Source organism: Xanthomonas cissicola (assembly GCF_008801575.1).
In the GTDB taxonomy this organism is placed as follows: Bacteria; Pseudomonadota; Gammaproteobacteria; order Xanthomonadales; family Xanthomonadaceae; genus Xanthomonas; species Xanthomonas cissicola.
Map to the genome: position 1 here is coordinate 50,993 of NZ_VZPL01000007.1, position 14,805 is coordinate 65,797.

Annotated in this window: 9 protein-coding genes, 1 other RNA gene and 2 pseudogenes; 6 read left to right on the top strand and 6 right to left on the bottom strand. The window is 64.8% G+C overall.

The window, feature by feature from the left end:
- Nucleotides 1–68 precede the first annotated feature (68 nt).
- The gene (locus F7R02_RS04730) at nucleotides 69–3,083 is read right to left on the bottom strand and encodes a TonB-dependent receptor (RefSeq protein ID WP_078568139.1); all 3,015 of its coding nucleotides are present in this window, start codon (nucleotides 3,081–3,083) and stop codon (nucleotides 69–71) included.
- Nucleotides 3,084–3,471: 388 nt separating this feature from the next.
- Here F7R02_RS04730 and F7R02_RS04740 point away from each other — a divergent pair.
- Both F7R02_RS04740 and F7R02_RS04745 read left to right on the top strand, forming a co-directional pair.
- Nucleotides 3,472–4,161 (top strand): annotated as a pseudogene (locus F7R02_RS04740) (glutathione binding-like protein).
- A 328-nt stretch (nucleotides 4,162–4,489) separates the two neighbouring features.
- Complete coding sequence (locus tag F7R02_RS04745) at nucleotides 4,490–6,736, top strand: S9 family peptidase (RefSeq protein WP_167520969.1); 2,247 nt, start codon at nucleotides 4,490–4,492, stop codon at nucleotides 6,734–6,736.
- A gap of 251 nt (nucleotides 6,737–6,987) precedes the next feature.
- Here the strand turns inward: F7R02_RS04745 and F7R02_RS04750 are convergent, their stop codons facing one another.
- Nucleotides 6,988–7,359: a hypothetical protein gene (locus F7R02_RS04750; RefSeq protein ID WP_011052694.1), complete on the bottom strand. Its 372-nt coding sequence runs from the start codon at nucleotides 7,357–7,359 to the stop codon at nucleotides 6,988–6,990.
- Nucleotides 7,360–7,663: 304 nt separating this feature from the next.
- On the opposite strand from F7R02_RS04750, the gene F7R02_RS04755 reads away from it, so the two are divergent.
- On the top strand, nucleotides 7,664–9,454 hold the full coding sequence (locus F7R02_RS04755) for a DUF885 domain-containing protein (protein ID WP_016849903.1): 1,791 nt from the start codon (nucleotides 7,664–7,666) through the stop codon (nucleotides 9,452–9,454).
- A gap of 98 nt (nucleotides 9,455–9,552) precedes the next feature.
- Here F7R02_RS04755 and F7R02_RS04760 read toward each other — a convergent pair whose 3' ends face one another.
- Nucleotides 9,553–10,023 (bottom strand): hypothetical protein, encoded by a 471-nt coding sequence (locus tag F7R02_RS04760; protein WP_011052691.1) that lies wholly within the window; start codon nucleotides 10,021–10,023, stop codon nucleotides 9,553–9,555.
- Between the two features lie 225 nt (nucleotides 10,024–10,248).
- On the opposite strand from F7R02_RS04760, the gene F7R02_RS04765 reads away from it, so the two are divergent.
- Nucleotides 10,249–10,491, top strand: a complete 243-nt coding sequence (locus F7R02_RS04765; protein ID WP_170914488.1) for a hypothetical protein — start codon at nucleotides 10,249–10,251, stop codon at nucleotides 10,489–10,491.
- Between the two features lie 218 nt (nucleotides 10,492–10,709).
- The gene (gene hemB / locus F7R02_RS04770; protein ID WP_005916512.1) at nucleotides 10,710–11,702 is read left to right on the top strand and encodes a porphobilinogen synthase; all 993 of its coding nucleotides are present in this window, start codon (nucleotides 10,710–10,712) and stop codon (nucleotides 11,700–11,702) included.
- 44 nt (nucleotides 11,703–11,746) lie between these two features.
- On the opposite strand, the gene F7R02_RS04775 is transcribed toward hemB, so the two are convergent.
- A non-coding RNA gene (locus F7R02_RS04775) (sX9 sRNA) lies at nucleotides 11,747–11,823 on the bottom strand.
- Between the two features lie 64 nt (nucleotides 11,824–11,887).
- Nucleotides 11,888–12,880 carry an SDR family oxidoreductase gene (locus F7R02_RS04780; protein ID WP_078590418.1) on the bottom strand — a complete coding sequence of 331 codons (993 nt, stop codon included), beginning with the start codon at nucleotides 12,878–12,880 and terminating at the stop codon, nucleotides 11,888–11,890.
- 92 nt (nucleotides 12,881–12,972) lie between these two features.
- On the opposite strand from F7R02_RS04780, the gene F7R02_RS04785 reads away from it, so the two are divergent.
- A complete protein-coding gene (locus F7R02_RS04785) occupies nucleotides 12,973–13,887 on the top strand; it encodes a LysR family transcriptional regulator (RefSeq protein ID WP_078590419.1) in 915 nt (304 codons plus the stop codon).
- Between the two features lie 129 nt (nucleotides 13,888–14,016).
- Here F7R02_RS04785 and F7R02_RS04790 read toward each other — a convergent pair.
- Nucleotides 14,017–14,768, bottom strand: a pseudogene (locus tag F7R02_RS04790) (DNA/RNA non-specific endonuclease).
- Nucleotides 14,769–14,805 lie beyond the last annotated feature (37 nt).

Below are 14,805 nucleotides of genomic sequence, written 5' to 3' on the forward strand. Positions count from 1 at the left end.
TTCCCCCGGCAGGGGGAACGTGCGGCTTGCTGTAGCGATGCAGTCAGTCCTGCATCGCTACAGCGGTATCACCAGAACTTGTAGCGCAGACCCAGCATGTAGCGCGGGCCGGTCTGGGTGGCATAGATGATCTCGTTCTTCTGCCGGCCATGCTGGCGCTGTATTTCGTTGGTGAGGTTGATCGCTTCCAGGCTCAGCGACAGGTTGTCGGTCCACTTGTAGCCGATGTTCAGATCCAGCTGGCCATAGGCTTCGGTATAGACCGGGTTGGGCAGGCCGCTGCCGTCGAAGCGCGCAGCCAGGAACTCGTCGCGCCAGTTGTAGGCCGCACGGACCTGCCATTGTCCCTTGTCGTAGAAGCCGACCAGGTTGGCCGAATCGCTCAAGCCTTCCAGCGCGAACTGCTCGCCGATCACATAGTTGTTGTAGGTCAGCCCGGAGTCGACCTTGGTGTAGTTGGCCGACACGCCGAAGCCGCTCTGGCCGAACATGTGCTGCACGTTGAATTCCCAACCGTCCAGCGAGGCCGACCGCTGGTTGGCCGGCGCGGTGATGGAGAAGTTGGCGACCGGGTCGCCCGGCTGCCCGCTGATCGTACCGGTGGCATTGCCATTGGTGTCGTCGGTTCCGCGGACCACGCCCGGCTGGCCGGCGAAGTTGCGGAAGATGTAGTTGCGGATGCAGGTCAGGTCGGCGGTGGCGCAGCCATTGGCCAGCGCCTGGTTCCAGTAGGCGCCGCCCACCGGCGTGTGCAGGCCGAGCGAGGTGTCGTTGCGGGTGGTCACGCCGACGTAGTTGTCGATGTTCTTGCGGAAGAACCCCACCGAGGCGTAGCTCGCCTCGCCGTAATACCACTCCAGCGACAGGTCGATGTTGTGCGACAGCAATGGCTTGAGGCCGGGATTGCCTTCCTGGCCGGAGCCGCCTTCGATGCGGCCGATCTGGTTGAGCGTCTGCCCGCCCTGGATGTCGCCCCAGCCGGGCCGGCCGATGGTTTCGCCGTAGCTGCCGCGCAGCACCAGGTCCTCGCGCAGCTTGAAGCTCAGGTCCAGGCTGGGCAGCCAGTATTCGTACTTGCCGCTGCCACCGGAGAACGCCGAGTCGGCGAGCCGGATCGGCAGCTCGTTGTTGGCAACCCAGTCGATGCCCACGGCCACCGGCACCAGCGCCTGTGCCTGGACCTTGGTTTCTTCGTAACGCACGCCGGCTGCCAAGCTGATCGGCACGCGCAGATCGTCCCAGCTATTGCCCCACTGCAGGTAGGCGTTCTTGGATTTTTCGGTCACGCGGCGGTCGGTGGTGAACACCGGCGAGATGCGGTACAGCGACTCATCGCCAGCGGCTTGCGCAGCGGCCTGGCGCACGCGCTCGAAGTCGAACAGGAACAGCTGGTTGAACTGCGCCGGATTGCCGCTGCCGTCGATCGCATCGAAGTACTGCGCGAACGTGCTGGGAATCCACAGGTCGTCCGCATAATCGGCCGCGGTGCCGTTGCCGCCCCAGGTGTCGCGCTGCACGTTGGAAAACGCCGAGCGGTTCTTGACCTCGGTGCTGCCGATGCCGAACTTCAACTGCGAATAGTTTTCGAAGGTGAAGTCGCCGTTGACCTGCGCCTGATCGATTTCCGACTTCATGTAGCTATTGCGAAACGCCGAGCCGGTGACCAGGGTGCGCGACGGGTCCAGGCCATTCAGCCCGAAGCCCAGCTGCTGCTGCAACACCGGGAAATCCTTGCTGAAATCCACCACCGAGGTGCCGCGGTAGAAGCCGGATACGCCCAGCGAGTTGCTCGACCCGTACGGGCTGTCCGCGCCGGCTTCGGCGGTGGAGCGGTGGATGTCGAAGTTGAGCTTGAACTGATCGTTCACCGCCCAATCCACATTGAAACCCAGCGACTTGTTCTGGTTGCGCGTGGCCGCCTGGGAGCCGGCGGTAGCCAGATCGCTGGTGGGCGGATTGACGATTTCCGAATAGGTAATCGGACCTGCGACCGGTCCCTTGGTCCAGGCGCTGGCGGACGGTCCGTAGTTGAACCACACCGACATCTCGTTGCGCTGCTGCTGGATCTTGTTTTCCGAGTAGGTGTAATCCAGCGTGGTGGTGATGTTGTCCAGCGGCTTGTACTGCAGGGTCAACTGGCCGTTGGTGCGCTGGCGTTCGACGCCGACCACGCGGTAGTTGAGGTTCTGCGGCACCGAATAGATATCGTTCGGACCGGGGCGGTTGACGATGTTTTCCGAACCCGGTGCGCCCGGCTGCGGAATGGTGCCGTAGGCGGTGGAATCGCCACGGAATGCGCGCCAGCCATTGGGGACGCCGACCTGGCTGTAGCCGAAGTCGCGTTCCTGGTAGCTGCCGCTCAGCGACACGCCGAAGCGTCCATCGGCCGAGGTGTTGCTGAAGATGCCGGAGATTTCCGGCGTCAGCGAATCGCCCTGCAGGCGGCCGGGCAGGTTCTCGTTGGACGCGTCGTGCACACCCTTGAGGCCCACATTGGCATGCATGCCGGGGTTATCCAGCGGCCGCGCGGTCTTGATGTTGATGGTCGCGCCGATCCCGCCGGTGGGCGTGCTGGCACGGCTGGTCTTGAACACCTCGATGCCGGAGATCGATTCGGACGCCAGGTTGGCGAAGTCGAACGCACGCGAGTTGGAGGCGTTGGATTCTTCGATGCTGGCGCCCGGCATCTGCCGTCCGTTCAACAGCACCAGGTTGAAGTCCGGGCCGACGCCACGCACGGTGACGCGCGAGCCCTCGCCCAGCGAACGGTCGATCGACACACCGCTGATGCGCTGCAACGATTCGGCCAGATTGGTATCGGGGAACTTGCCGATGTCTTCGGCCACGATGCCGTCGACAATGCCTTGCGCGTCGCGTTTGACGTTCATCGACGAGGTAAGGCTGCCGCGAATGCCGCTGACCTGGACGGTATCGAGGGTGGCGGGGTCGGCCTGACTGGAACCCGGGACAGTGGATGCCGATTGCGGCGCCGGCGCGGTCTGCGCGGCCAGCGGAGTCGACAAGGCGAACAGCAGGGCAGACGTCAAGCGCCGCGTGCGCGGCAGGGTGCGAGTCTCTCTCACGGTCGTTGCTTCCCCAAACAGAAGATAAGGCCGGCCCCAGGCGGGGCAGGCAAAGGTCGATGGAACAATCCAGCATTTGTTAGTGCGGCCTTAACAAAGTCAATTTGCACTGCAGCATCGGCCGCGACCCTATCGCGCGTCACACATCGTTCCACCGAGCGAGGCGTGTCATGCATCCGTGTGCAAACGCTTGGCCTTACCATCGAGCTCCGATGGCAACGTCTCTCGAGATGCGATGGCACCGACGTAGCGGACGCAAGCCTTGAATGCGCGACCGGCAAGCGGATTCGTCAGGCGCTACTGCGCTTCCGGTCCGACGCCTGCATGCTAGGCATGCCGCCGTGCGTCATGTCTGCCGCAACGACCCCACCTTTGACTGGAGCGCACGATGATCGATCTGTACTAGTGGCCCACGCCTAACGGGCACAAAGTCACGCTGTTTCTGGAAGAGGCCGGGCTGCAGTACACGCTCAAGCCGGTCAACATCGGCAAGGGCGAACAATTCGAACCGGCATTCCTGCAGATTTCGCCCAACAACAAGATGCCGGCCATCGTCGACCATGCACCGGCCGATGGCGGTGGTGCGCAGAGCGTGTTCGAGTCCGGCGCGATCCTGCTGTATCTGGCCGAGAAGACCGGCCGCTTCCTGCCGCGCGATGCCCGCGGCCGGATCGCTGCACTGGAGTGGCTGTTCTGGCAGATGGGCGGGCTGGGCCCGATGAGCGGCCAGATGGGTCACTTCAACGTCTATGCACCGGAAAAGATTGCGTACGCGATCGAGCGCTACAACGCCGAGGTGCGCCGCTTGCATGGCGTGCTCGACAAGCGCCTGGCCGACCACGCCTTCCTGGCCGGCGACGACTACGGCATTGCCGACATGGCCAGCTATCCGTGGATCGAAGTCTATGGCGACCTCAAACCCGACTACGCCGCCTTCCCCCATCTGAAGCGCTGGCACGACGCCATCGCCGCGCGCCCGGCGACCCAGCGCGCCTACGCGCTCAAGGAGCAGGTCAATCCCAATGCGGGCCAGCCGCTCAGCGATGAAGAGCGCAAGCACCTGTTCGGCAAGCGTTGAAGCAACGTCGTAGGAGCGGTTGCGTAACAGGACACGCGCATCAAACGCGCGCGACACACCAACGGGGCCGCACGAGCCCCTCTCCCCCGGGAGAGGGGTGAGGGTACGGCATCGCCGGAGACTGACAGCGCCCCCCCAAGTGCGCTCCCTCGCCATGCGTAGCGACGTGTCAGTCCCCACCGCCCACAGACATCTCGCGATGCGTGCGCATCCCGGGCACCATCAATCCCAACGCGCGCACGCCTGAGCGGCCAACGCCAGGATCGCTGCGCTTCTCAAATCCCTAGTGCCCCCGCATCCTGTGCGCAGCCGTCAGACAGGACCATCGATGCGCGCCCTGCTGGTCACCCTCGCCCTCATGCTCAGCACCATTCCCATGGCCCACGCCGAAAAACTCACCCTGGAGGCCATCACCGGCCCGTTGCCGCTTTCCGGTCCCACGTTGATGAAGCCCAAGGTGGCGCCGGATGGCTCGCGCGTGACCTTCCTGCGCGGCAAGGACAGCGATCGCAACCAGCTGGATCTGTGGGAATACGACATCGCCAGCGGCCAGACGCGCCTGCTGGTCGATTCCAAGGTCGTGCTGCCCGGCACCGAGGTCCTGAGCGATGTCGAAAAAGCCCGCCGTGAACGTCAGCGCATCGCCGCGTTCACCGGCATCGTCGATTACCAATGGGCGCCGGATGCGCAAGCGCTGCTGTTCCCGCTCGGTGGCGAGTTGTATCTGTACGACCTGCGCAAGACCGGCGCGGCCTTTGTACGCAAACTCACCCACGGCGAAGGCTTCGCCACCGACGCCAAGCTCTCGCCCAAGGGCGGCTTCGTCAGCTTCGTGCGTGAGCGCAATCTGTGGGTGATCGAGTTGGCCAGTGGCAACGCGCTGCAGCTTACCCAGGATGGTAGCGAGACCATCGGCAATGGCGTGGCCGAATTCGTCGCCGACGAAGAAATGGAGCGTCACACTGGCTATTGGTGGGCGCCGGACGATTCGGCGATCGCCTTCGCGCGCATCGACGAAGCGCAGGTGCCAGTGCAAAAGCGCCCGGAAGTGTATGCCGACCATACCGAGGTGATCAGCCAGCGCTATCCGCAGGCCGGCCAGCCGAATGTAGCGGTGCAGCTAGGTGTGATCGCACCGCGCGCCAAGGCCACCCCGCGCTGGATCGACCTGGGCAAGAACCCGGACATCTATCTGGCGCGCGTGGATTGGCGCGATGCACAGCGCCTGACCTTCCAGCGCCAGTCGCGAGACCAGAAAACCCTCGAGCTGATCGAAACCACGCTGGCCAGCGGTGCGCAGCGCACGCTCATTACCGAAACCTCGCCCACCTGGGTGCCGCTCAGCAACGACCTGCGGTTTCTCAAGGATGGCCGCTTTCTCTGGAACTCCGAACGCAGCGGCTACGCGCATTTGTATCTTGCATCCAACGACGGCCGCACGCTGACGCCGCTGACCTCGGGCAACTGGGTGGTCGATGCCCTGCTCGCCGTCGACGAGCAGGCCGGCACGGTGTATTTCGCCGCAAGCAAGGACGGGCCTACGCAAACGCATCTTTACGCCGTGCCGCTGGCCGGTGGCGCGATCGAAAAGCGTTCGGCCACCAACGGCACGCACGCGGCCAGTTTTGCCAACAACGCCAGCGTGTACGTCGATACCTGGTCCAACACCACCACGCCTCCGCAGATCGAGTTGTTCCGCGCCAGTGGCGAAAAGATCGCCACACTGCTGAAGAACGACCTGAGCGATCCGCAGCATCCGTACGCCACCTACCGCGATGCACAGCGCCCGATCGCATTCGGCACGCTCACCGCCGCCGACGGCAAGACACCGCTGCACTACCGGCTGACCAAGCCGGAGCACTTCGATCCGGCCAAGCGCTACCCGGTGATCGTTTACGTGTACGGTGGCCCGGCAGCGCAGACCGTGCTCGATGCCTGGCCCAGCCGCGGCGATGCCTTGTTCGACCAGTACCTGGCCCAGCGCGGGTACGTGGTGTTTTCGCTGGACAACCGCGGCACTCCGCGGCGCGGGCGCGAGTTCGGTGGCGCGCTGTACGGCAGGCAGGGCACGGTGGAAGTGGACGACCAGCTGCAAGGCGTGGCCTGGCTCAGGCAACAGTCCTGGGTGGATGCCAAGCGCATCGGCGTGCAGGGCTGGTCCAATGGCGGCTACATGACCCTGATGCTGCTGGCCAAGCGCAGCGATGCCTATGCCTGCGGCGTGGCCGGCGCGCCGGTCACCGATTGGGGCCTGTACGACACCCATTACACCGAGCGCTATATGGATCTGCCGGCTCGCAACGCTGCAGGCTACCGCGACGCACGCATCGCCACGCATCTGGATGGCCTGCGCGCCAAGCTCCTGCTAATCCACGGCATGGCCGACGACAATGTGCTGTTCACCAATTCCACCGCGCTGATGAGCGCGCTGCAGCAAAGCGGCACCCCATTCGAATTGATGACGTATCCCGGTGCGAAGCATGGGTTGTCGGGCGCCACGGCGCTGCATCGTTACAAGACTGCCGAAGCGTTTATTGAACGCTGCTTGGGATCATCTTGGGGCCCCGACGTCTGATTGAATACGTCTGTTCGAGACTGACGAAAGCTGCGGAAAACAGGGAGTGACCACTACTTCTTGGTCAGAGATTCCAACTTTCTACTCAATAAAAAAATAGATGGCTTCATGCATAGTGTTGAAGCAGGGTGAACGTTGCAGAAAGCAGGGCTCTCGTCTGGATGCAGGCTTGAGCGTGGAGAGAGTGCAGTGCTCGCAAGACACTCCGTGCTTACCGCACTTCAAACCAAGCGTTATCCGGAAGGCGCCGTTTAATGGTCGAACGGAACTTTTTCAGGCCGTTGCTTTCCTTTCCACTGGCCCTGCTTCTTCGCCTGGGGACAAATACTCATGTACTGGCCCACTGCGGTGACGGCGGTCTGTGTCCAGACGTTGAAGCAAACATTGCCAACACAACATGGTCCGGTACTCGTTGGCCATGGACAATAGCCTGGAACAGCGACCCAGGTTCCGGAGATCGGATCAATCGGCGTCCAGTTTTTGTCCTCGTCTTTGCACCCCTGGGTACAAAAAACAAAGGGATCGTTGCTGCGGCATGCCAGCTCTTGATAAACACTTTGTCCCGCTGCGCTAGCCGCCTGAGTGAACAGAAGAACTGCAAACATCCCTATCCAGCGTTTCATGACAATTCCTTGAGTGCTGATTCTTGAAGTGTACGTTCTACCTATGGTAAGTCAAAGTCGGTATGCGTGCAGCTGGCCTCTGTAGTAAGCGTGTGAAAGCAGGTGCGCAGTGCCAAATCCATGAGGGGGCCAGTCTTTCTGTTTTTCCCGCTTAATGCATGAATCGCTTCGCCTGTCTCCTTGCATCGATTCTTTGTGTGCGGCGAGGAAGTGGACTGTGGCAGCAGGCACGATGACCTTCGGCAGGTTGTCGGCGCCGCGTGCTCCGCGTACGGTCGCGCATCGCCCTGTTGGAATCTTCTCGATGAAGCCTCTTGTGATTACCGTCGCTCTGGCGCTAGGCACCTGTTTGCCGCTCCAGGCGCAGACCAGCCAAAGCATTGCCAAGGTACCCGCCAGCCCGGCCTGGGTGCAGACCAGCAACGGCTATGCGCAGATCCTGCTCAATGCGCAGGCGCCGTTCCAACCCGAATACGCCAGCTTCTTCGGCGTGCCCGGCTACGACGATCAGGTCGTCGACCTCGGTCCGGACAACGCCGCGCGCTATCGCGATGCCATGCGCAAGGCGCGCGCCACGCTGCAAGCGAAGTTGACCACCGAGCGCGATGCCAACGTGCGCCAGGACCTGCAGATCATGATCGGCGCGGCCGAGCAGAACATCGAAGGCAGCGAGCTCAACGAGCGGTATCTGTTGCCCTGGAGCGATGCTCCCGAGGCGGTCTTCAGTGGCCTCAACGGTCTGCTCTCCGACCAAACCGTGCCCGAGCGCCGCGCCAAGGCGCTGGATCGCCTCAAGCGTTACGTCGGCCTGGTACCGGGAAGCACGCCCACCACCACGCTGGCGCGCCAGCGCTACGAGGAGAAGCTGAGCAACAAGGCGTTGCTGCAGCCCACCCAGCGCGAAGTCGAGCAGGCACTGGCCAATGTGGACACGTATGTGGCCGGTATTGGCGAGCTGTTCGCCAAGTACAAGATCGCCGGCGCCGACGAAGCGCTCAAGGCGATGTCCACGCAACTCAAGGACTACGCCGCCTGGACCCGCAGCACCGTGCTGCCCAAGGCGCGCAAGGACACCCGCCTGCCCGAGCCGCTGTATGCCTTTCAGCTCAAGCAGGTCGGGATCGATATCGCCCCGCAGCAGTTGATCCAGCGCGCGCAACTGGAGTTCATGGAGACGCGCTCGGCCATGCGCCAACTGGCGCCGCTGGTGGCCAAGGCCAAGGGCGTGCAGGGCGGCGATTATGTGCAGGTGATCCGCGCCCTCAAGGGCAACAAGATCGCCGACGACCAGTTGGAAACCCACTACCGCGGCGTGATCGATCAGATCGACCCGATCATCCGCCAGCAGCGCATCGTCGATGTGCCCAACCGCCCGATGCAGATGCGCCTGGGCAGCGCCGCAGAAAGCGCGGCCCAACCGGCCCCGCACTTCCTGCCGGCCCCGTTGATCGGCAATACCGGCCAGCAGGGCCAGTTCGTGTTGCCGCTGGGCAACCCGACCGCCGATGGCGCCAAGAAGGAGCAGTACGACGACTTCAACTTCGGCTCGGCCGCCTGGACGCTCAGCGCCCACGAAGGCCGCCCTGGCCACGAACTGCAGTTCACCGCCATGGTCGAACGCGGCGTCTCGCTGGCACGCAGCATGTTCGCCTTCAACTCGGTCAACGTCGAGGGTTGGGCGCTGTATGCCGAAGCGGAAATGGTGCCGTACGAACCGCTCGACGGCCAGCTCATCGCCCTGCAGTTCCGCCTGTTGCGCGCCGCCCGCGCCATGCTCGACCCGATGCTCAACCTGGGCCTGATCGACCGCGAACGCGCGCGCCAAGTACTGGAAGACGACGTCGGCCTGTCGCCGGCCATGACCCGCCAGGAACTGGACCGCTACACCGTCCGCGCGCCCGGCCAGGCCGGCAGTTACTTCTACGGCTACACCCGCATCCTCGAACTGCGCATGCGCACCGAACTGGCCCTGGGCAAGAAGTTCGACCGCCTGGCCTTCAACAACTTCCTGCTCGACCAGGGACTGCTGCCACCGGACCAGCTGGCCAAGGCGGTGGAGACGCAGTTCATTCCCGCGCAACAAGCCAAGCGCTAACCAGCTCCGGCGGATGCAAAACCACAGGGCGCGATGGAAGGCTGCAAACAGTCATCCATCGCGCCCTGGTGCATTGATGCAGGTGAATCTTGCGGGCTTTACCGCGTCGCCGGCGGAACATCCGGTGCCGGGCGCTGCTCCGCCCCTGCCGGCACCCAGATCGCCACACCCGCTGCGCGCTTCTGGGTGGTGGGGATGCCGATCCCCAAGCCGCCGCCGACGTGGCCGCCATAGCTGCCACCGCCGACCGACAGGCCGCCGCCGGAGCGTTCGGAGCCCACGCCGACGATGACCACGCCGTTGGCGCCGAGCTTGGCGGCTTCGCGCTTGAGGCGTTGGACGGCGGCGTCGGTCTGGCCCTGGGTGCCGAAGCCGGCGGCGCTGGTCGATTCGAGCTGGGCGATTTCCACCGAGCCGACCGGTGCGTTGGAATACACCTGCACCTGTGCCGGGTCGATCGGCGCGCGCGCCTGGCCCAGCATCACCTTGGAGCTGCTGGCGCAGCTGGCCAGCAAGGCGGCGGTGGCCGCCGCGATGGCCACGTTCCTGATCAGCGATTGCTTGTGCATGGTGGACCCCCCCTTGGGTAATGAAAGCTGGGTAATGAAAGCCGGGTAGCGGCCGGCGATGATCCGGCGCCTGGACTGAATCGCGCCGGACTTTCGCGCACCCTAGCCATGCCGGTGTGAGGCTGCCGCCAAACCGCCATTGGTCATGATGACCACTCGCCCACGGTGTGAGGACGGCCGTGCCGGTAAGCTCGTGCTTTCTTCAAGACGAGGTGGCACGTGGGATTGATCAGCCTGTTGTGGGGCATCGTGGCGCTGCTCTGGATGGTGTTGGCCTTCATCCCGCTGCTGGGGTGGGGCAACTGGTTCCTGATTCCGTTCGCGGCGGTGGGCGCGCTGATCGCCGCCATCGCGCTGTTGTTCACCTCGGCAGGCAACCGCGGCCGTGCCAAGACCGGCCTGGTGCTCAATGGCCTGGTGATCGTGGTCGGGGTGATCCGCTTGAGCCTGGGTGGCGGGATTATCTAAGAGGCTCTCGACGAGGCAGCGATGCACGTGCGCGCCGGCGCGTGTCGCGTGCGCGAGGCGAGTGGGGCCTGTGTCGCCAGCGTGCGATTCGCTGCCGATGTGCCGTCAGTCGCACGCATCCAGCACGGTTGCCGTTGCAGCGCTGCGACACTGCGTCGCAGCGCGTCCTGCGCGTGATGGCGGGCGTAAACTGATGCGCTGTCTCCAGGAGCCTTGTCATGGCCCACCCGCACTACCGCCCCCGCCGCATGCGCCACGATGCGTTTTCGCGTCGGTTGATGCGCGAAAACACGCTGACCACCGATGACCTGATCTGGCCGGTGTTCGTGCACGAATTGTCTGGCCGCGCGCCGATTGCGTCGATGCCGGGCGTGGAACGCCTGTCGCTGGACGAGTTGCTGCGCGAAGCGGAAAACGCGCTGGAATTGGGCATCCCGGTGATCGACCTGTTCCCGGTGATCGACCCGGCCGGCAAGAGCCTGGATGCGGCCGAGGCCTGGAACCCGGACGGCCTGGCGCAGCGCGCGGTGCGTGCCTTGAAGTCGCGCTTTCCGGAGCTGGGCGTCATGACCGACGTGGCGCTGGACCCGTACACCACCCACGGCCAGGACGGCATCATCGACGCCAAGGGTTATGTGCTCAACGAGATCACGGTCGAGGCACTGGTCAAGCAATCGTTGTCGCATGCGCAGGCGGGCGTGGACATCATTTCGCCTTCGGACATGATGGATGGCCGTATCGGTGCGATCCGCCGCGCGCTCGATGCCGACGATCATCTCAACGTGCGCATCATGGCGTACTCGGCCAAGTACGCCTCGGCGTTCTACGGCCCGTTCCGCGATGCGGTGGGCAGCGCCGGCAATCTGGGCAAGGCCGACAAGACCACCTACCAGATGGACCCGGCCAACGGCGACGAAGCCTTGCGCGAGATCGCCCTGGATCTGGAAGAAGGCGCGGACATGGTGATGGTCAAGCCAGGCATGCCGTATCTAGATGTGGTGCGCCGGGTGAAGGAGGAATTCCGGGTGCCGACCTTTGCGTACCAGGTCAGCGGCGAGTACGCGATGCTCAAGGCGGCAGCGGCCAATGGCTGGCTGGACGAGCGCAAGTGCGTGCTCGAGGCGTTGATGGCCTTCAAGCGTGCCGGTGCCGATGGCGTGCTGACCTATTTCGCCCCGCAAGTGGCGCGTTGGTTGCGCGAAACACGCTGAGCGCGAGCGCCTGCGGCCACGTCGCCGCAGGCGCATCTTAGAGCGGCCAACAAAACGTAGCGAGCAGCCGTCAGGTGGGTGCGGACGGCGCGCTCAGAACCGCAGTGTACGGGTGGTACATGCCGATTCCGAGCACCGGCCGCGCCCGCCTGGCGGCTGCGCAGTCGTTTGTTAGCTGCTCCTGGTCAGTGCGCTGGTGCCAGCAACGGTGTCGGCAGGCAGCCTAATCCGGCGAGCGTCGCCTCGACGGCGTCGTCCAGGGGTGTGTGCGGTTCCTCGCCCAGTACCTCGCGCAGGCGCGTATTGCGCAGGCGCAGCGAGTTGCGCCACAGCGGGCGGATCTCGCGCAGTTCGCGTGCCAGCGGCACGAACGGGCTGGCCAGCGGCAGTGCCCACCACGGAAAGCGGCGCAGTGCTGGTTGCGCGCCGTTGTGGCGCACGACCACCCGGCCGATCGCCGCGGCCATCTGCGTACCGTCTGCATCCCAGTGCCCGGCCATGTGCAGGCGGCAGAACGCTGGCAGCGTGTCGCGGCGCTGCAGCAGCCGCAGCATGCATTGCGCAACGTCGGGCAGGTAGGCCCATTGATGGCCAACGCCCGGCGCGCCGGGCAGGGTCACCGTGGCGACCGGGCGCCCTGCGGTGACCAGCCCCTGCGCGAACCAGCTGTTGCGCGCGCGCGGGCCGAAGTAGTCGCCGGCGCGCACGATCAGCGGCCGCGCACCGTGCGCGGTGGCGGCCTGCAGGCGGCGCTCCATCTCGACCCGGATCGCGCCTTTGCGGCTGGTCGGCGTCTGCGGCGCCTCCTCGTCCGGCGATGGATAGGCGCTGGGGCCGTAGTTGTAGACGGTGCCAGGCAGCACGAGGGTGGCGCCTTCGGCGCGAGCCGCGGCGATACTGTTGTCGAGCATCGGCAGCACCAGCTCTGACCAGCGCCGGTAGCCGGGCGGATTGACCGCATGCACGATCACCGCACAACCGCGCGCTGCCTGCAGGACATCGTGTCGTTGCATGGCGTCGCCGCGGCGCCAGTCGATGCCATCGTGCTGCTCGGCGGTGGCCGCCAACCCGCGTTGCAACGCACGCACCTGCCATCCTGCATCGCGCAGTTGCCGCGCCAGTTCGCCGCCGATGCCGCCACTGGCGCCCAGTACCAGGGCGGTTGCTGTCTGTGTCATGGGTCTGCTCCGCTATCGAGATGCGGCCAGTGTGGATAAGCCGTGGCTACGAATAAATTGCCGAAACTGCGCGTGCAGCTATACATTTATGTATGGCCGACACGATCAGCTGGGAGCTTTACCGGTCCTTCCTTGCGGTGCTGGAGGAGGGCTCGTTGTCGGCAGCGGCACGCGCGTTGGGTCTGACCCAGCCCACCATCGGGCGGCATGTCGTAGCGTTGGAGGACCTGCTGGCGGTGCCGCTGTTCGTCCGTTCGCAAACCGGGCTACTGCCGACCGACGCCGCACAGGCGTTGCGCAGCCATGCACGGGCGATGGCCGACATTGCCGCAGCGTTGCAGCGCGCAGCCAGCCGTCATGGTGAGACGGTGCAGGGCACGGTCAGGATCTCGGCCAGCGAGGTGGTCGGTGCGGAAATCCTGCCGCCGATCCTGGCTGCGTTGCGTGCTGCGCATCCGCAGCTGCGCATGGAACTGGTGTTGAGCAATCGGGTGCAGGATCTGCTGCACCGCCAAGCCGATGTGGCGGTGCGCATGATCCGGCCGCAGCAGGACCTGCTGGTGGCGCGCCGCATCGGCAAGGTCGCGATCGGGCTCCACGCTCATCCGGACTATGTGGACCGGCATGGCCTGCCGCAGCGCCCGGAGGATCTGGCCCAGCATGCGCTGGTAGGTTTCGACACGGACACGCCGTTTCTGCGCGGCGCGCGCAAGGGCTTCCCGTTTTGGGAACCTGCGGCCTTCGCGCTACGGGCCGACAGCGATCTGGCACAGCTGGCGCTGATCCGCGCCGGGTGCGGCATTGGCTTCTGCCAGGCGATGTTGGCACGGCGAACGCCGGGCCTGCTGCCGGTGTTGCCGCAGCAGGTCGGCGTTGCCCTGGACGTCTGGGTCACGATGCATCAAGACCTGCGCGCCAGCGCTGCCTGCAGTGCGGTGTTCGCGGCCCTGGCAGATGGATTGGCCGCGCACTGCGCCGCGCCGGACGCTGGCCTCGGCAGCAACTGACAGCGGCTGGGTGCCTGCGCCCTGCGTGGCATCCAGCCGCTGCGATCAACGAGTCCGTTTGCCGTTTGCGTGCGATGTCCGCCTGCGCGACGCGATGCAGCCGACTGCCGCACGCACAGTTGGCCATCCTTACGGCAGCACCAGCGCGATCGCGTGCGACTTCACGCTGGCGCTGAGCGAGGGGAACGGGTCGACGTTGGTCATCACGACCAGGTCGTCGATCGACACCACGTCGCAATTGATGCTGCTGTCGTTGACGCACAGATACGCGCCGGCGCCCACGCCCGGTTCGTAGATCGCCTTCCACACATATGCCGGGACGCGACCTTGTCGGTGCCGATGGTCGGTGCAGTGCCGCTGTCGAACGCTGGGCCGGTCACCACGTACAACTCGCCGTGTTGCTTGGCCAGCTGACGCACCTGCTCTTCGATGTGTGCCCACTCTCCGGTGTTGAGCTTGTGGTCCTGCGGGACGACGTTGGCCATGGAAAAGCTTTCTTTTTCCGAGCTTTCGGTCGATGCATCGCCGGCCGGCGTCATGTGCCCGCGGTCGTAGCCGGTGTTGGTGTAGTCGGAACTTTTGGAGCGGTCGGCGGCCGGAATGCCGGTTTCATCGTGAAACGAGCCGACCCGGCCGATCGCCTCGGCACCGGCGACCTGCTGGTCGGTGAGATGCTCGGCCGAATACACCGGGTCCTTGGTCACGCCCGAGGCCAGCAGCACGTATTCGGTGTGGCAGACCTCGGTGGTGCGGGTCGTGCCGCTGCTCACGCTAGGCGGGGTGCCGTTCGCGTAAAGAGTGGGACAACGGGTGGCGGCGACCGCCACGGAGGTCGTGCACAACACTGCCAGGGCCACACAACCGCGCAGGAAGAAGGACATTGCAGAGCTCGCTTGCCAAGGGGAGTGAGGAAGGTGG